Source organism: Protofrankia sp. CiP1_Cm_nod3 (assembly GCF_982290655.1).
In genome coordinates this window covers 21326-39510 of the sequence record NZ_CEVIVD010000023.1, presented here as the reverse complement: position 1 = coordinate 39510, position 18185 = coordinate 21326, and the positions used below count along the sequence as shown (strand labels likewise).

Below are 18185 nucleotides of genomic sequence, written 5' to 3'. Positions count from 1 at the left end.
GTGGCCAGCGGTGGGACCGGTCTCGGGGGAGGCTTCTGCAGCATGCCGGGCTACCGGTTCGACGTGTTCCTGAGCTATCGGCGGGCGGGTACCGTCCTGCCATGGGTGCACAACCACTTCCACCGGATGCTCGTGAGGTGCCTGACCGACGAACTGGACCGCAAACCGGAGATCTTCATCGACGTCGATCAGATCCACGCCGGGGAGCGCTGGCCGGACGCGCTCGCCCAGGCCCACAGCCGGTCACGCCTGCTGGTGGCGGTCTGGACCCCGTCCTATTTCGGCTCGCGCTGGTGCGTCGCGGAATGGCGCAGCATGCAGCGGCGTGAGGCGCTGCTCGGGCTGAGCACGGCACCGGACACGCACCGCCTCGTGTACCCCATACGGCTCAAGGACGGTGACAGGTTCCCGCACGACGCGAAGCGCACCCAGCAGCGGGACATGAAGGACTGGAACGTCTCCTCGACGTCCTTCGAGCAGACGCCCGCCTACGCCGGGTTCGAGAGGAAGGTGGCGGAGATCGCGGAGGAGCTGGTGGCGCGGCTGGACGTGGTGCCGGACTGGCGTCCCGACCTGCCGGTCCTGCGCCCGGAGCCGGAACCGCCCCACCGCGCGGCCGTCCCGAGGCTGTGAGCACAGTGATCGGCGCAGAACGCGGCGAGCGGCGCGGAAACACGACTTGCGGCGAAAAAACACGGCGAGCGGTGCAGACAATGAGCGGTGCAGACAATGAGCGATGAGAACAGTGCCCGCTGAGCACGCGAGGAGCGGTGCGCGCACGCGCGGCACGGTGGTGACCTTCTACTCCTACAAGGGCGGGGTCGGGCGCACCTTCGCCCTGGCCAACACCGCGGCGCTGCTCACCTCGTGGGGCTACCGGACGCTGTGCATCGACTGGGACATCGACGCGCCGGGCATCCCGTTCTATCTCAGCCGATGGCTGCCCGAACCGCCCGGGACCGGCCTGGTCGACTTCATCGACGACTTCGCGCGGGGCCGCGACCCGCGGGTCGCCGACTACGTCAGCCGGATATCCCTGCCGGGGCGGGACCTACCGCTGGACCTGCTGCCCGCCGGCCCGGCCGACCGCTCCTACGTCCCCCGGGCCCAGACGATCGACTGGGCCGGGCTGTACGGCGGGAAGGACCTCGGCGCCTTCCTGGAGACCAGCCGGGAACGCTGGGTGGCGGACTACGACTTCGTCCTGATCGACAGCCGGACCGGGATCACCGACATCAGCGGGATCTGCACGGCGCAGCTCCCCGACATCCTGGTCGTGCTCTTCACCGCCAACGAGCAGAGCCTGCGCGGGGTCCTGGACGTCGTGGAGCGCGCCGAAAAGGCCCGCGACGACCTGCCCTACGACCGTTCCCTGCTGCTGACCCTCCCCGTCCCCGCGCGTTTCGATGCCCGGGAGGAGTACCGCCGGGCTCAGTACTGGCAGGAACGGTTCGGCCGGGAGCTCGCCCCGCTCTTCCGGAACTGGGCCGTGGAGCGGGCGCCGCTGGCGGGGGTGCCGGTCGAGCGGCTGCTCGGCCTGCTCACGATCCCCTATGTCTCCTACTGGAGCTTCGGCGAGGACCTGCCGGCGCTCGAGGAGGAGGACCCGACCCCGGAGAAGATCGGATACTCGCTGGAGACCCTCGCGGCCACGATCGCCCACCAGCTGGACCGCAGCGACCTGCTCGTCGAGAGCAGGGACTCGTTCGTGGACGCGGCCACCCGGCAGGGGCTGCGCTCACGCGGCGACGGCTACGACTTCGACGTCTTCATCAGTTATGACAAATATCCGGAGAGTGAACAGCTCGTGAGGTCGCTGGAGGCCCTGCTGACCCGCCGGGGCCTGCGGGTGCTCGGGCCGTCGTTCCGTCCCGGCACGGACTGGTCGCGTGCGCTGAGCACTCTGCTGGCCCGATCACGGCACCTCGTCGTACTGGTCGACAGGTACGTCAGCCGTTCCCAGAACCACGAAATCAACCGGTTCATGCGCCAGACGCTGGACGACCAGTCGGACCGCGCGGTCCTTCCCGTGCTCGTCTCCGACACCGAACCGGATAATCTCCCGAGCCCGCTCAAGCACTTCCGGTACCTGCGCATAACAGACCAGGAAGATCTTTATGGCGTCGCGGACGGAATTGCTGCCGCAATCACGGAAAGGGACCAGGGCCCGCCGGAACCCGGCTGACCACCGGCATATATCTCCTGCCGTGGAGCGCCCGCCAGAAAAGCATTAAGCGGTGAAAAGAATCACGGTGGACCGGTGGAGCGGCAGGTCGTACCGGTCGCGACAAGATGCCGATCAGGCTGCTCAGGATGATTCGTGCGATGTTGCCCGCAGGGGAGATCTGCGGGGCCGTCGGGCGTAATACGTTGACATCGTCATGGATGCAGAGACTGGCGGCGGGAATGCCGTACAACCATATGGTGAAGATTTCGTGACTCACCGGGTCGACCAGGCCAAGGACCTGATCGTCACCCAGAGTCGCCTGCGTGGTCTGCTGCGGGCGAGCCGCATGGTTGCCTCGGACCTGAGCCTGCCCGTCGTGCTGACCCGCATCGTGGAGGCCGCGTGCGATCTTGTGGACGCCCGCTACGGCGCGCTCGGAGTGATCGCCCGCGACCAGAACCTCGAGCAGTTCATCCACGTCGGCTTCGACGAGAACATGGTCCGCCGGATCGGCGACCTGCCGCGGGGCAAGGGCATCCTCGGCCTGCTCATCCGGGAGCCCTACCCGCTGCGGCTCGACGACATCACCACCGACCACCGGGCGGACGGCTTCCCCGCCGGGCATCCGCCCATGCACAGCTTCCTCGGCGTCCCGATCCGGATCGGCACCAAGGTGTTCGGCAACCTCTACCTGACGGACAAGCAGAACGCGTCCCGTTTCACCGCCGAGGACGAGGAACTCGTCCAGGCGCTGGCCGCGAGCGCCGGCGTCGCCATCGAGAACGCGCGGCTCTTCGAGGAGTCCCAGCGCCGGCAACGCTGGCTGCAGGCGTCCACCGACATCACCCGGCATCTGCTGGCCGAAGGGCCGAACCCGCTGGAACTCATCGCGCGCCGGGCCCAGGAAATCGCCGTCGCCGACTTCTCCGCCGTGCTGCTCCCCCGCGGGTCGGCCGAGGAACTCGTCGTCGAGGTCGCCACCGGCGCATACCCGGACGGGCTGGTCGGTGCGGTCGTTCCCGCCTCGGATCCGCTGGCCGGCCAGAACGGGCCGTCCATGGTGATCCCGCTCATCGCCTCCGGGGAGAGCGTCGGGGCGCTCGTGCTCGGCCGGCGGGCCGAGGGACGGCTTTTCACCGACGCCGACATCGACATGGCGTCGGGCTTCGCCGGGCACATAGCGCTGGCGCTCGAGCTGGCCCAGGCCCGCGCCGACCGCGGCCGCATCGCCGTCCTGGAGGAACGCGACCGCATCGCCCGCGACCTGCACGACCACGTCATCCAGCGGATCTTCGCCACGGCGATCGGGCTGCAGGGCCTGGTCTCGCGCACCGGCGGGGGCCAGCATGAGGACCGGCTCGCCGCCTACATCGACGACCTGGACGAGACCATCGGCCAGATCCGCACGACGATCTTCCAACTGCGCCGGCGCGGGCGCGACGACATCCCGAGCCTGCGGGGACAGCTCCTCGACATCGTCGACGACGCGACCGTCTCCCTCGGGTTCGCGCCGCACCTGCGCTTCGAGGGCGCGCTGGACTCCAGCGTGTGCAGTGTCGTCGGCGAGCATCTGGTGGCGGTGCTGCGCGAGGCCCTGTCGAACGTCGCCCGGCACGCGTCGGCGACCCAGGTGTACGTGACCGTCTGGTCCACCGACGGCCAGGTACGGCTGGAGGTCATCGACAACGGGGCCGGCGGGGTGAACCCGGAGGGCCGGGACGGCTCCAGCGGGCTGGCCAACATGCGCAGCCGGGCGGAGGAGCTGGGCGGCAGGTTCATCGTGTTCTCCCCCGCCTCCGCCGGCACCCGGCTGTCCTGGTCCGCCCGGACCCAGGCGCCGGACACGTCGGACGAGCCAGGCAAGCTGGACGGGCCAGGCGGACCGGACAAGCCGGACGGGCCGGACGGGCCGGATACCGCCGATGGCCCGTGTCGCCCGAGCGGCACAGGCCGTACCGAGTGACACGGAACCGTCCAGCGGTACGAGGCCACCAGCCCCGCCGGACGGCGCCCAGCCGCCGTCCGGCGGCCGGGCGCAGGGCGGGCGTCCGCGCCCGTCAGGCGGCTGGGCGCAGCGCGGGCGTCCGCGTGCCGCCCGCCAGCTCCACCACCGCGTCCAGCTCCTCGAAACCGGACGTGCGATGGCTGATCAGCAGCACCGTCCGGCCGCGGGTGACGTCCAGGATCGTGCGCATCACCGCGGCCTCGGTCACCGGGTCGAGATGAGCGGTGGGCTCGTCCAGGACGAGCACCGCGGGGTCGGCCAGCAGTGCGCGGGCGAGCAGCAGCCGCTGGCGCTGCCCGCCGGACATCCGCTGCCCGTCCGCGCCGACCCGGGTGGCCAGGCCGTCCGGCAGGCCGGCGGCCCAGTCGCCGAGCCCGACCCGTCCGAGGACGCCGGTGAGCTCGGCCTCGGCCGCGTCGGTACGGGCGATCAGCAGGTTCTCCCGCAGCGTCGCGTCGAACACGTGCGCGTCCTGGGTCATGCCGGTGACGCGCCGGTAGAGCTCGTCGGTGGCGACGTCGCGCAGGTCGACACCGCCGACGAGGACTTCGCCCGCCTGCGGGTCACGCAGGCGCAGCAGCAGGTCGGCGACGGTGCTCTTGCCCGCGCCGCTGGCGCCGACGAGCGCGGCCCGGGTACCGGCGGGCAGGTGGAGGCCGAAGCCGTCGAGCACCGGCGGACCGTCCGGGGCGTACCGCAGCACGACATCGCGCATCCGGACCTCAAGCGGCCCGTCGGGCAGCCGCCGCGGGTGGGCCGGCTCGCCCACCAGCGGCTCTCGGTCGAGGACGGCGAACACCCGGGCCGCCGACGCCCGGGCCTCGGCGAGGGCGGCGAACGCGGTGGTGAGCCCCGCCAACGGCTCGAAGGCGGCGACCGTGGTGAGCACGGCCACCCCGAGCATCACTCCGGACAGCGCCCGCTGCCCCACCGCCGCCACCCCGACGGCGCTGACCGCCGCGAGAGTCAGGCCCGCGGCGAACGTCGCCGCCGCGCTCCCCCACGCCGGTGACCCGCGCCAGGACGCCGCCAGCCGGGTTATCTCGCCATCTCGGCGGCGCACCCGGGCGAGCCGGGCGGGCGCCGCGCCGAACGCCACGATCTCGTCCAGCCCGTCCAGCATGGCGACGATCTCGATGTCCCGGCGGGCCCGCGCCGCCGCGGTGGCCGTGACCATCTCCTGGGTACGGCGGCCGGTCACCGGCCCGGCCAGCACCGCGGCCACCGCGAGCCCGAGCGCCAGGACGCCCCCCGCGGGCGGCGACACAACGACAGTCATGATCACAGCGCCGGCACAGGCGAGCGCCGCGGACGCGGTGGGGGCCACCCCGCGCAGCAGCGACTCGCCGACCCCGTCCACGTCCGCGGTGAACCTGCGCAGCAGGTCCCCACGGCGGTGGGTGCCAAGGGCGGCGGGGGCCAGCGGCACGAGCCGGGCGAACACCTCCGCGCGCAGCCTGGCCAGGCCGCGCAGGGCCGCGTCATGGGTGACCAGGCGCTCGACGTACCGGAAGACCGGCCGGCCGAGCCCGAACGCCCGGACCGCGACGATCGCGACCATCAGGGTCAGCACCGGCGGCCGCTGCGACGCCCGGACGATCAGCCACGCCGACGCGGCGGTCAGTCCGACACCGCACCCCAGCGAGACGGCCCCGGCGAGGATGCCGAGGGCGAACCGTCGCCGGGCCGAGACGAACAGCTCCAGTGCCCGCCGGTGGGCGCTGGCCGGCCGGGGCCGGGCGCGCGTGTCCGCCAGCGGGACGGACGCGACGCAGCCGCCTTCCGGTATGTCCGCGTCCTTCGGGTTTGTGTCTTCCGCGTCTGCGTCTCCCAGCCGGACGGATGCGCTCACCGGCGGGACGGATGCGACGGCCGGCCGGAGAGGCAGCGCTGGCGATGGGACGGACAGCGCCGGACGGAGAGCGGGTGGGAAGGCCCGGGCGGGCGGGGCGTCGGCGGCCACCCGGCCCGCCGCGATCGTGACGACCCGGTCGGCGACGTCGGCGAGCGCGGCCGAATGCGCGACGAGCACCACCGTCGCACGGCCCCGCAGCGCCGCGACGGCCGCGGCGACCCGCTCCTCGGCGGCGGCGTCCAGGCTCTCCCCGGGCTCGTCGAGCAGCACCAGCGGTGCGTCCCGCAGGAGCACCCGGGCGAGCCCGACCCGGCGCAGCTCACCCGCGGACAGCTCACCGCCGTCCTCGCCGACGCGCTGGTCCGCCGGGGGCGCGCCGGCCGCGGCGAGCGCGGCGGCGACCTCGGCGGCCGGCGCGCCGGGACGTCCCAGCCGCGCCTCGTCGGCGACCGTGCCGCCGCAGACGGCGTGCGGCCGCTGCGGCAGCCAGCCGACCCGGGCCTGCCAGCCGGCCGGGTCGATCTCGGCGAGATCGACGCCGTCCACCAGCACCCGGCCGCGCGCGGGGCGCAGCGCCCCGCGCAGCAGCGCCAGCACGGTGCTCTTGCCCGCGCCGCTCGGCCCGACCAGCGCGACGATCTCACCCCGGCGGATGTCCAGGTCGACCTGCCCGGTGCCGCGCAGGTCGACGCCGTCCAGCCGCAGGGTGCCGAACCGGGTGGGCGCCAGGCTGGATGGCCTGGCGGCGCCGCCAGCGCGGCGCTGGGGCGGCCCGACGGCGGCGTGGCGTCGATCACGTCGAGCGCGGCGGCGGCGGCGGTCAGCCCGGACACGGTCGCGTGGTACTGCGCCCCCACCTGCCGCAGCGGCAGGTACACCTCGGGGGCGAGCAGCAGCACCAGCAGTCCGGCGCCCAGATCGAGCGAGCCCGAGACCAGCCGCAGCCCCACCGACACCGCCACCAGCGCGACCGACAGCGTCGCGAGCAGCTCCAGCACGAACGACGACAGGAACGCCCAGCGCAGCGCCGCCATCGTCTGCCCCCGGTAGGCGTCGGTGATCCGGCGGATCACCGCCACCTGGGGCCGCGCCCGGTTGAAGATCCGCAGTGTCGGCAGGCCCTCGACGACGTCGAGGAAGTGCCCGGACAGCCGGCTGAGCACCGCCAGCTGCCGGTCGGTGCGGTTACGGGTGGCCAGCCCCACCAGCACCATGAAGACCGGTACCAGCGGCAGCACCACGGCCAGGACCGCCGCCGAGGCGAGATCCGCGCCGGCGATCCGGGCCAGCACGAACGGCGGGACGACCACGACCATGACCAGCGCGGGCAGGAAGCGGGTCAGGTAGGCGTCCATGCCGTCCAGGCCGGCGCCCGCGGTGACCGCGAGCGCCCCCGCTCCCCCGTCACGATCACGATGGTCACCGCCGGTGCCGGCGGCGGCTCCGCCACGATGGTTACCATCGGTGACAGAGGCGACTCCGCCGGCCGTCCGGTCGACGACCGCGCCGAGCATGGCCTGGCGCAGCCCGGCCGACACCGCCGGGCAGGTGCGCTCGGCGGTGCGCTCGGACAGCCAGACCACCGCCGCCCGGGCGGCGGCGACCAGGACGAGCAGCGCGACGACGCCCCCCGTCCCGGTGAGCGCGCCGACCGCCACCTGCTGGCCGGTCACCACGACGTCGGCCAGCACGGTCCCCTGGACGATCACCAGGGCGGCCGAGGCGGCCGCGAGCGCCCCCAGCCGCAGCAGGTAGCCGCGCAGGGCCGGGGTGACCCGCAGCAGCCGCGGATCAACCGGCTTCATCAGACCCCACCAGCCGCCGCCGGAACACCCAGTACGACCACGCCTGGTAACCGAGGACGACCGGAGTGAACAGCACCGCCACCCACGTCATGATCGTGAGTGTGTAGTGCCCGGAGGCGGCGTCGCTGATGGTCAGGCTGTTCTCCGGCGCGCCGAGCGCCGGCAGCGCGTTCGGGTAGAGCGCGACGAACCAGCTCGCCACCATCAGCGCGATGGCACCGGCCGTGCCGGCGAACGCCCAGCCGTCCCGCTCGTTGAACCAGGCCGCCGCCGCGCCGCCGAGCGCGGCCAGCGCCAGCGCCGACACCGCGGCCACCAGCACCCCACCGCGCAGCGCGACCGTCCAGCCGGCCAGCCCGGCCAGCGCGGCCAGCGCGGGCGGGATCAGCACCCGGGTGACCTGGCGGGACCGGGCCCGGATCTCACCCCGGGTCTTCAGCGACAGGAACACCGCCCCGTGCAGGACGCACAGCAGCGCTGTGGTCACCCCGCCCAGCAGGGCGTACGGGTTCAGCAGGTCGAAGAACCCGCTGGTCACCTGATGGTCGGGGGTCATCTCCAGGCCACGGACCATGTTGGTGCAGGCGACGCCGAACAGCAGCGCCGGCAACGCCCCGCCGAACACGATCCCGCGGTCGCACCAGGCCCGCCCGGCCGCCGTGGTGGCCTTCCCCCGGTATTCCAGGGAAACCCCGCGGACAATCAGCGAGAGCAGAATGAGGAAAAGCGCCAGATACGCTCCGCTGAACAGGCTCGCGTACCATTCCGGAAAAGCGGCGAACATCGCACCGCCGGCGGTGAGCAGCCACACCTCGTTCGCGTCCCAGACCGGGCCGATGGTGCCGAGCACCGCCCGGCGGTCGGTCTCGTTGTCACGGCCGATCACCGGCAGCAGGGCCGCGACACCGAAGTCGAAGCCCTCCAGGACGAAGAAGCCGACCCACAGGACGGCGACGAGCACGAACCAGAACTCCTCAAGCATCGCCCTACTCCTGATCCCGGGATGTCAGTAGGCCAGTGACGGCAACGCCTCGCCGGGCCGCGCTTCGCCGTCGACGGTCACGGTCGGGCTCAGCTCCGGGATCTCGTGCGTGCCGTGCCGCAGGAACAGGCGCAGCGCGACCGCGGCGAGCGTGCCGTAGAGAACGGTGAAGCCGGCCAGCGTCAGGACCACCGCGGTGGTGGAGACGTTCGGGGAGACCGCGTCGGAGGTGCGCAGCAGGCCGAACACCGCCCACGGCTGGCGTCCCATCTCGGTGAAGATCCAGCCCGCGGTGTTCGCCGCGTACGGCAGCACGGTGGCGCCCACGAACGCCAGCAGCACATGGCGTCCGCCGGGCAGCCCGCCGCGGCGCATCCGCCACAGGCCGAAGGCCGCCAGCGCGAAGTAGGCCCCGCCCAGCGCCATCATGATCCGGAAACTCCAGAACGTGACTCCCATGACCGGCGTGTAGTCGCCGGGGCCGTACTTGGCGACCGCGGCGGCCTGCAGGTCGTTGACCCCCTCCACCTCCGCGGTGAAGGAGTTCGTGGCCATGAACGACAGCATGTAGGGGATCTTGATGTCGACCTTGTTCTCGCCGTGGGAGACGTCCCCGTAGGCGAACAGGGACCAGCCCGCGCTCTTCTCGGTGTCCCACAGCGCCTCGGCGGAGGCCATCTTCATCGGCTGCTGCCTGGTCATGACCTGGCCCTGGAAGTGCCCGGAGAGCAGCACCCCCACCGACGCCACGGCACACACGACCAGGCCCAGCCGCACGGCCCGCCGGTGCAGGTCGACCTGCTGCCCCTTGCGCAGGTGCCAACAGGACAGCCCGACCAGCACCGCACCCCCGGTGAGCAGCGAGGCGGACAGCACGTGCGGGAAGGTGACGATCTGCGTCGGGTTCGTCAGCGCCTGCCAGATCGAGGTGAGCTCGGCCCGCCCGGTCTCCGGGTTGATCCGGTAGCCGACCGGGTGCTGCATCCACGAGTTCGCCGCCAGGATGAAGTAGGCGCTGATCACGGTGCCGAGCGAGGCCAGCCAGATGGTGGCGAGGTGGACGCGCTTGGGCAGCCGGTCCCAGCCGAAGATCCACAGGCCGAGGAAGGTCGACTCCAGGAAGAAGGCGATCAGCGCCTCCATCGCCAGCGGCGGGCCGAAAACGTCCCCGACAAAGCGCGAGTAATCCGACCAGTTCATTCCGAACTGGAATTCCTGAACGATTCCGGTGACCACTCCCATGGCAAAGTTGATGAGCATCAGCTTGCCCCAGAAACGGGTCAGGCGAAGCCATTCGACACTGCCGGTCCGGACCCATGCGGTCTGCATGCCGGCGACCAGCAGCGAAAGTCCGATCGTCAGTGGGACGAACAGGAAGTGGTAGACGGTGGTGATCGCGAACTGCCAGCGGGCAATCGTGTCCTGACTCATCTGTGTTCCTGGTTCATCGGTGTTCCTTTCAGCGACCGGGGAACTCCGGCCGCCGGCGGCGCGGACGCGTGGCCGCGCCGCCGGCGGCCCATGAAGGCTGGGCAGGGCGGATCAGGGGCCACGCGAGGAAACGATCGCGCCGCCCCCGGCCCGGGCCGGGTCTAACGGACAACAGCGACCGGGCACGGAGCGTGTGTGACGACCTGGTGGCCGACCGACCCGAGCAGCAGCCCGCCGAACCCGCCACGGCCACGGGCGCCGACCACCAGCAGCTGGGCCGACCGGGCAGCCATGATCAGGCCATGCGCCGCCGAGCCGGCCACCAGCACGGCTTCGACGGCGACATCGGCGACAGCCGCACGGGTGGCAACCGCACGGGTGGCAACCGTTTCGGTACGGCCCGCCAGCCCCCGCTCGAGGGCCGTGTCGAGAGTGAGACGGGCAGCTTTCTCCAGCACCGCCTCGTCGAACGCTGGCAGGTCGAACGCTGGCAGGTCGGCGGGGCCCAGCGGCGGCTCCGGCAGCCAGCAGTGCGCGACCCGCAGCGGGACCCGACGCAGCCCCGCCTGGACCGCCGCCCACCGCAGCGCGGCCAGCGAGCCCTGCGAACCATCGACACCGACCAGCACCGGACGGCCGTCCGGCCGTGGTGGCGCCGGCCCACGCACGACGACCACAGGAACAGCCGCTTCCTGCGCGCACCGCGCGGTGACCGAACCGACGAACATCCGACGCATCCGGGCGAGCCCCCGGGCACCGACGACGAGCATCAGCGCGTCCCGGGACTCCTCCACGAGGGCGTCCGACGGCGAGTCGTAGACGGTGCGCTCGACGACGTCGACCGCGAGGCCGTCGAGCCCCGCCCGCCGGACCGCGTCGTGCAGCACCTGCGATGCCGCGCGCTCCAGGTCGTCGACGCCGACCGACGGCGAGATGTCGTCGACCACCCGGGGGCGCCCGCCCGGGCCCCAGGCGAGCACCGCCCGTATCCGCCTGCCGGTCAGCCCGGCGTGGGCGCGGGCCCAGCGCAGGGCCGACTCCGCGTCAGCGGAGGCGTCGATCCCCACCACGATGTCGGATGTCGTCTCCACACCGTTCACGCTCGCAGCGCCCGGCGACGCGGACGAGAGCGATTCGGGTAGACCACGGGACCGAAGGTCCCGCGCGTCCGGGCCGGCCTGCCAGAGCGGGCCACAAGCCCCGCCAGGCCGTGCGGCCGGACCCGACAGGCTGGTGGAGGCCCGCCGGCAGGCCTGCCGCCAGGCCTGCCGGCGGGCTTGTCAGCAGGCCTGCCGGCGGGCTTGTCAGCAGGCCTGCCGGCGGGCTTGGCCGGCGGGCCTGGCGGTGGGCTAGCCGGCGAGCTTGGTGGCGAAGACCGCGGCCTGGGTCCTGCTGGTCAGGCCGAGCTTCTCCAGGATGGACGAGACGTTGTTCTTGACCGTCTTCTCGGCCAGATGGATTCTGCTGGCGATCTGGCGGTTGGTCAGCCCCTCGGCGATGAGGCCGAGGATCTGCCGCTCCCGCTCGCTCAGCGTGGACAGCAGGCGGTCCTCCGGTGCCCCGTCGCGCAGCCGGGTCAGCACCCGCTGGGTGACGGCGGGGTCGAGCATGGACTGGCCGGACGCGACCGTGCGGACCGCGCCGATGAGATCATTGCCTCTGATCTGCTTGAGTACGTAACCGGCCGCGCCCGCCATGATGGCGGCGAACAGGGCCTCGTCGTCGTCGTGGGATGTCAGGATCAGGCAGGGCACCTCCGGTGTGCCGGAACGGATGTCGCGGCACACGTCGATGCCGCTGCCGTCGGGCAGACGGGCGTCGAGGATGGCGACGTCTGGACGTAGCGCCGGGATGCGCCGCAGGGCTTCGGCCGCGAGACCGGCCTCCCCCACGACCTTGATGTCGCCCTGGCTTTCCAGTAGCTCGCGCATCCCGCGCCGGACGATCTCGTGATCATCGAGAACGAAAACGCGGACAGGCTCCACCGGACCGACGATACGCGCGGCGACGTCCTGACGACCATGAAACGAGGGCATCGGGACATGACCGGTCCAAGGGCATACCGTCGTAGTGGTGACTAGCACCGACACCCTGCTCAGGGACCTTGCCCGCGGGATCGTCGAGGCGGCCGGCCTGGCTCCGTCGATCCACAACACCCAGCCGTGGCGCTGGCGGGCGACGGACCGTGATCTGTATCTCTTCGCCGACACCTCCCGCCAGCTGCGCGTCGCTGACCCGGACGGCCGGCAGCTCCTGCTCAGTTGCGGCGCGGCCCTGCTGCACGCCCGCCTCGCCGTCCACGCCGCCGGGCTCGTCCCCGATGTGACGCTCTTCCCGGCCGGGGACGACGACCTTGGCTCCGGGCCGCTGGCCCTGATCCGGATCACCGGCAGCGCGCCGGCCGGCCCGCGGGACGAGGCGCTGCTGGCGGCAACGCACCATCGGCGCACCGACCGCAGGCCCTTCGACCCCCGCCCGCTGGAACCGGAGCACCTGCGGACGCTGCGGCTGGCCGCCGAGGCGGAGGACGCCTGGCTGGTGTCCGTGGACGACACCGACCTGCGGATCGACACCAGTGTGCTGATCTCCCGCGCGGACTGGCTGGAGAACCACGACCCGGCCTACCGGGCGGAGCTGGAGTCGTGGAGCCGGACGGCCCCGCAGGCGCGGGACGGTATCCCCCGGGACGTGGTGATCGGCTCGGACCAGCCGCGGCAGTCCGAGTTCGCCGTCCGTGACTTCAACGTGGTCGGCGAGCCCGGCCTGCGCCTGGAGCAGACCGGGGTGGAACGTCCCGTCGTGCTGCTGGTCGGTACCGACGCCGACACCCCGGCCGACCGGCTGCGGGCCGGCCAGGCCATGGAACGGGTGCTGCTGACCGCGGCCGCGCGTGGCATCGCGACGTCACCGCTGGGCCAGGCCGTCGACCTCGAGGTGACCCGGGAGCTGCTGCGGCACTCGGTCGGCGGCCTGGGGCACATCCAGATGATCATCAGGGCCGGTTACCCGCTGCCCGGCGCCGAACCGCTGAAGGCGACCCCCCGCCGGCCGGTCGACGACATCCTGTGGTTCGCCTGAGGCGGACGCACCCGGCCGGGCACCGGGGAAGCAAGCCGGCCGGGCACCGGGGAAGCAAGAGGGTGAGGTGCCGGCCGCGCAGGTCGCCTCTCGGCGCATGGTCGCTCGCAGCGACAAAGGGTTGAGCCCGGGGGCCATGTCACGGCCGGCAGGAATACCTTACCGGCCCGGCGGCGTTTCCGGCGGCAACTGGGAAGATCCTCACGAGCCCGGGGAGTTACCTCCCGTGTGACCCTCTCCCGATCCCTGCCCCTGTCCGTTCTCGACGTGGTGCCGGTGGTGTCCGGTTCGACGCCGGCCCAGGCCGTGCGCAACACCCTCGACCTCGCCCGCCGGGCCGAAGAGCTCAACTACCACCGGTACTGGCTGGCCGAACACCACGGCATGCCCGGCATCGCCAGCTCGGCGACGTCCATCCTGATCGGTCAGGTCGGCGCGGCCACCACGAGCATCCGGGTCGGCTCGGGCGGGATCATGCTGCCCAACCACGCACCGTTGATCATCGCCGAGCAGTTCGGGACGCTCGGGGCGCTGTTCCCGGGCCGGGTGGACCTCGGCATCGGACGGGCCCCGGGCACCGACTCCGCGACCGCGCAGGCCTTGCGGCGCTCGAGCGGGCCGGTGTCCGCCGACGACTTCCCCGCGCAGCTCGCCGAGCTCGTCGCCTTCCTCGGCAACTCCTTTCCCCCCAGCCATCCGCTCCGGACGGTGACCGCCGTCCCACACGGTGAGACACCACCGGTGTGGCTGCTCGGCTCCAGCGGGTACAGCGCGCAGCTCGCCGGCTACCTCGGCCTCCCGTTCGCCTTCGCGCACCACTTCAGCCCGGTGAACACGCTGCCGGCGCTGGCGCTGTACCGCTCGTCGTTCCGGCCGGCCCCGGGGCGGGAGCGGCCCTACGCCATGGTCGCCGCCGCCGTCATCTGCGCGGACACCGACGAGACCGCGCACTGGCTCGCCGGGCCGACCCGGCTGGCGATGCTGCGGCTGCGCCAGGGCCATCCGGACGTCTTCCCCACGCCCGAGCAGGCCGCGGCGTACCCCTGGACGCCCGCCGAACGGGCCGCCGCCGACGGCGTGGCCGCCTCCCACATCGTGGGGTCACCGGAGACGGTCCGCGCCAGCCTGGACGCCCTGATCGACGCGACGGAGGCAGACGAGATCATGATTGTGACGAACGCCCACCCGCACGACGCGCGGATCCGCTCCTACGAGCTGATCGCCGAGTTCGCCGGCCTGCCCGGGCTGCCCGCCCCGCGCGAGCCCCTGTCCGCCTGACCCCCGCCGTCTTCCCGGACGTCGCTCTGGCCCCGCCGTCTTCCCGGACGTCGCTCTTCCGGGCGCCGGTTTCCCGGGCGTCGCTCTTCCGGGCGCCGGTTTCCCGGACGTCGGTCTCCCCGGACGTCAGGACCGGGCGTCCGGAGACGGCCTCAGGGCGTCAGGCCCGCGGCGCTGACGTAGGCGAGGCTGAACTGGGAGTCGGCGCGGCTGCCGTCGGGGTCGAAGCAGACGACCCTGGTCGTCACGTCCCCGGCCGCTCCGGTCGGCGGCGACGCCCATTCCGCTATCGCGCAGCGGCGGGTCGGCTCGCCGTACGGCGTGACCTGGACATGGTCCGGCGCCCGGCCGACACCGGGATAGAGGATCTCGTAGACCCCGGTCGCGACGTGCCGGACCGTGTTCGTCTGCTTCGCGCTGTTGGCGGAGTAGCGGGGCCACACCTCGACGGTCCGCCCCAGCGGCGGCTGCAGGATCCGCCCGGTGCCGGCCTCCTCCAGGCCGGTGAAGGAGTGCCCGAACGCCGCGTTCTCCACCGGGATCACCGTGTGCTGGTTGCCGTACACGACGACGAACGGCGAGTCCGTCCAGGTCTGCCCGTTCGCGCACCCGACGAAGATGGTCTGGCGGTCCTCGTGCACCTCCCGGCCGAGCGCGCTGCATCCCACCGTCGTGGAACCGACCGAGTTGACCTGGAGGTTGTTGCCGGTGCGGGCGTAGAGCCTGCCGATCAGGTCGATCGAGTAGCGGCCGATGCCACGCCAGTTGATCTCGATGGTGCCGGGGCCGGCGAGGCTGTAGCTGTTGTCCGGGCGGACCTGCTGCTGGCTCGGCGCGTCGTCCCGGAAGTAGGCGTACGGCTCGCTGGGTGCCGGGCGGTGGGACGCCGGCGCGAACGTGAACAGCGCGGTGAACCGGGAGTCGACGTAGGCCCCGGTGAGCTTCCGGCAGGCCAGGGTGACCTGCTCGTCCGGGCCGGACGGCGCCCAGTCCTCGGCATGGCAGTGCACCGGCGCGTCACCGACCGCGGTCACCACCGCCGCGCCCCGTCCGCCGGGCACCCCGACACCCGGGAAGATCGCGCTGTAGCGGCCCGTCCCGCGGCGGATCACCGTCGCCTTCGCCTGCCTGGTGCCCGCGGCCGACTGCCAGCTACCGGCCTGGACCTCGGCCGCCGGCGTCCGCGGGGCGCCGATGGCGGCAGCGGCATCGTCCGAACGCAGAAAACCCCACACCGGCGTGGTGGGATCCGCGGTCGGCACGGACGCGGGCCGGCCGCTGGCGGAGCCCTTCGGTGAATCCGAACTGCCGCATCCCACCGCCACCAGTGCGGCAGCGGCCGTCACGGCGACCAGCACACGGACGGCCAGCGGAAACAATCGTCGCGGCTGCGGCATACGGGCAGCATGCCATGCCCCCTGAAAGGGGAAAGCCGGGAGTCAGTGACACGACCAGCGGAGTACTTTTGGATGGGCCGGCCAGGGGCGGCCACGGCTTTCACCGGATACCCGCATACCCGCGGGCACCGGCGCAGGCCGGTCCGGATGCCGGCGGCGCCGGCTGTTGTGAACGAGCCATGAACGAAACACCCCGGGCCCGCCCCGGGACACAACCCGCTGTGGGGGTGGATCAGACGATGGCGCCGCCGGACGCGGCCACGGACGTACGGACCACCGCGCTGGGCCCGGACGACCCCGCCCAGCTCGGCTCGTACACCCTGCTGGGCAAGCTCGGCGAGGGCGGGATGGGGACCGTCTACCTCGGGCGCTCCGAGACCGGCCGGCTGGTGGCCATCAAGGTGATCCGCGCGGACGTGGCCGGCGACGACGAGTTCCGGTCCCGGTTCCGGCTGGAGGCCGAGACGGCCCGCCGGGTCGCCCGGGTGTGCACCGCCGAGGTGCTCGACGCCGAGCCCGACGCCGAGCGGCCGTACCTGGTCACCGAGTTCATCGAGGGCAGGACGCTGGCGAGGTTCGTCGCCGAGAGCGGCCCGCTGTCGGCGGCGAACCTCGAGCAGCTCGCGGTCGGCGTGGCCGCGGCCCTGACCGCGATCCACAGCGCCGGCATCGTGCACCGCGACCTCAAACCGTCCAACGTGGTGCTCTCCCCCTTCGGGCCCCGTGTGATCGACTTCGGGATCGCGCGGGCGCTGGACTCGGCGAGCAACCTCACCGGCAACCTCCAGCAGCTCGGCACCCCGGCGTTCATGGCGCCCGAGCAGATCCAGGGCGAGACGGTCACCCCGGCCGTCGACATCTTCTCCTGGGGCGGGCTGGTCACCTTCGCCGCGACCGGCCGTTATCCCTTCGGGGACGCGTCCGCGCAGGTCCTGCTCTACCGGGCGGTCAACGAGGCACCCCAGCTGGACGGGCTGGACCCGCCGCTGCGCGAGATCGTCGCGGACGCGATGGCCAAGGCCCCCGCAGCCCGGCCGACCGCCCAGCAGCTCATGCTGCGCCTGCTCGGCGAACCGTCGTCGGTGGCGGAGATCGACCCCGAGGCGACGGTCATCCAGGTGCTGGACGGCTGGAAGTTACCCTCCGCCGACGGGACTGGCGGTGCCGGCACCGGCGGCGACAGCAGCGCGACGGCCGCCGGCCGGGAGCCGCGGCCGGCGGCCACCGTACGCGGCAGCAGCCGGGCGCCACGCGACGGCGGCCGGCGGATGGCGCTGGTGGCCGCCGGCGCCGCCGTCGCGGTGCTGGCGACGGTCGGCGGGGTGCTGGCGCTGGCCTCCGGCGGCTCGGGCACGGACGGCGAGCGGACGAAGGTCGTCGACATCCTGCCGAAATCCGACGTCGGCCTCGGCGACGACACCCTGGTCTACTCCAGCGAACAGGACGGCCTGCGGGCGGTCTACAGCCTGCGGGCCGGCCCGGACGGCAGGCCCGGACAGCCGAAGAAGCTGACCGGCGACGACGCGAAGCCGGCCGCGCTCCCGGTGATCGTCGGGCCGCAGCGCAGGACCGTCCTCTACACGGTGATCGACTCCTCCCCCAGCCTGGTCGCGATCGCCGCGGACGGCAGCGGCGCGCCGATGCCGCTGTTCACCTCCGGCCCGGCGGCGGAGCTCGCGATCGCGCCGGACGCCCGGGCGTCGGTCGACCCGACCGGGAGGTTCGTCGTCATCAAGGCGGTGCGCGGGCCGAACGACGGCGGCACCGGGCTTACGTCGCGGCCGTCGACGGCTCCAGCGTCCGCAGGCTGAACGTGCCGGCCGGCGCCACCGACCCCTCCTGGTCGCCGCTGGGTGACCGGATCGCGTTCTTCGTCGGCGCGAACGGCGTCGACGGCGGCGCGCTGTTCACCATCGACGCCGACCCGGCCGCCGCCGGCGCGAAACCCGTCCCGCTCACCGCGGGCACGGAGGGCTTCGACGCGGACCCGTGCTGGTCACCGGACGGCAAGAAGGTCGCCTTCCGTCGCGCTTTCGACTCGAACCTGGCCGAGACGGACGTCTTCGTCATGGACGCGAGCCCGGGCGCCACCCCGCTGCGGCTGACCGAGGCCCCCGGCCGGGACCAGGACCCCACGTTCGTGGCCGGGGACGGCAAGAGGATCGCCTTCACCAGCCAGCGCGACGG

At 72.8% G+C, this 18185-nt stretch carries 13 protein-coding genes and 2 pseudogenes; 7 read left to right on the top strand and 8 right to left on the bottom strand.

Features of this window, described 5'->3' with window-relative positions:
- From AC5LUJ_RS07310 to AC5LUJ_RS07300, 3 genes are all read left to right on the top strand, one after another.
- Positions 1-633, top strand: a 633-nt coding sequence (locus tag AC5LUJ_RS07310; protein ID WP_250286765.1) for a toll/interleukin-1 receptor domain-containing protein, incomplete at its 5' end; no start/stop codon positions are given.
- A 112-nt stretch (positions 634-745) separates the two neighbouring features.
- Positions 746-2185: a KGGVGR-motif variant AAA ATPase gene (locus AC5LUJ_RS07305; protein WP_493464677.1), complete on the top strand. Its 1440-nt coding sequence runs from the start codon at positions 746-748 to the stop codon at positions 2183-2185.
- Between the two features lie 250 nt (positions 2186-2435).
- On the top strand, positions 2436-4130 hold the full coding sequence (locus AC5LUJ_RS07300) for a sensor histidine kinase (protein ID WP_250286770.1): 1695 nt from the start codon (positions 2436-2438) through the stop codon (positions 4128-4130).
- A gap of 94 nt (positions 4131-4224) precedes the next feature.
- Here AC5LUJ_RS07300 and cydC read toward each other — a convergent pair whose 3' ends face one another.
- The 7 genes and pseudogenes from cydC to AC5LUJ_RS07265 all read right to left on the bottom strand — a co-directional run bounded on the left by cydC (position 4225) and on the right by AC5LUJ_RS07265 (position 12230).
- Positions 4225-6321, bottom strand: a complete 2097-nt coding sequence (cydC, locus tag AC5LUJ_RS07295; RefSeq protein ID WP_493464676.1) for a thiol reductant ABC exporter subunit CydC — start codon at positions 6319-6321, stop codon at positions 4225-4227.
- 18 nt (positions 6322-6339) lie between these two features.
- A pseudogene (locus AC5LUJ_RS07290) lies at positions 6340-6657 on the bottom strand (ATP-binding cassette domain-containing protein); the annotation flags it as partial.
- Between the two features lie 281 nt (positions 6658-6938).
- A pseudogene (locus AC5LUJ_RS07285) lies at positions 6939-7343 on the bottom strand (ABC transporter transmembrane domain-containing protein); the annotation flags it as partial.
- 475 nt (positions 7344-7818) lie between these two features.
- On the bottom strand, positions 7819-8814 hold the full coding sequence (gene cydB / locus AC5LUJ_RS07280; protein WP_250285855.1) for a cytochrome d ubiquinol oxidase subunit II: 996 nt from the start codon (positions 8812-8814) through the stop codon (positions 7819-7821).
- A 24-nt stretch (positions 8815-8838) separates the two neighbouring features.
- Positions 8839-10245: a cytochrome ubiquinol oxidase subunit I gene (locus AC5LUJ_RS07275; protein WP_250285854.1), complete on the bottom strand. Its 1407-nt coding sequence runs from the start codon at positions 10243-10245 to the stop codon at positions 8839-8841.
- Between the two features lie 161 nt (positions 10246-10406).
- Positions 10407-11336: a universal stress protein gene (locus AC5LUJ_RS07270; RefSeq protein ID WP_250290433.1), complete on the bottom strand. Its 930-nt coding sequence runs from the start codon at positions 11334-11336 to the stop codon at positions 10407-10409.
- Positions 11337-11594: 258 nt separating this feature from the next.
- Positions 11595-12230 carry a response regulator gene (locus AC5LUJ_RS07265; RefSeq protein ID WP_086055602.1) on the bottom strand — a complete coding sequence of 212 codons (636 nt, stop codon included), beginning with the start codon at positions 12228-12230 and terminating at the stop codon, positions 11595-11597.
- Between the two features lie 85 nt (positions 12231-12315).
- Between AC5LUJ_RS07265 and AC5LUJ_RS07260 the strand changes: the two genes are divergently transcribed.
- Positions 12316-13323: an Acg family FMN-binding oxidoreductase gene (locus AC5LUJ_RS07260; RefSeq protein WP_250285851.1), complete on the top strand. Its 1008-nt coding sequence runs from the start codon at positions 12316-12318 to the stop codon at positions 13321-13323.
- A gap of 228 nt (positions 13324-13551) precedes the next feature.
- The gene (locus tag AC5LUJ_RS07255) at positions 13552-14601 is read left to right on the top strand and encodes an LLM class flavin-dependent oxidoreductase (RefSeq protein WP_250285850.1); all 1050 of its coding nucleotides are present in this window, start codon (positions 13552-13554) and stop codon (positions 14599-14601) included.
- A 152-nt stretch (positions 14602-14753) separates the two neighbouring features.
- Here the strand turns inward: AC5LUJ_RS07255 and AC5LUJ_RS07250 are convergent, their stop codons facing one another.
- Complete coding sequence (locus AC5LUJ_RS07250; RefSeq protein ID WP_493464675.1) at positions 14754-15998, bottom strand: hypothetical protein; 1245 nt, start codon at positions 15996-15998, stop codon at positions 14754-14756.
- 239 nt (positions 15999-16237) lie between these two features.
- On the opposite strand from AC5LUJ_RS07250, the gene AC5LUJ_RS07245 reads away from it, so the two are divergent.
- Together AC5LUJ_RS07245 and AC5LUJ_RS07240 are read left to right on the top strand one after the other, a co-directional pair.
- Positions 16238-17809 (top strand): serine/threonine-protein kinase, encoded by a 1572-nt coding sequence (locus AC5LUJ_RS07245; RefSeq protein WP_493464674.1) that lies wholly within the window; start codon positions 16238-16240, stop codon positions 17807-17809.
- 2 nt (positions 17810-17811) lie between these two features.
- Positions 17812-18185, top strand: a 374-nt coding sequence (locus AC5LUJ_RS07240; RefSeq protein WP_493464673.1) for a TolB family protein, incomplete at its 3' end; no start/stop codon positions are given.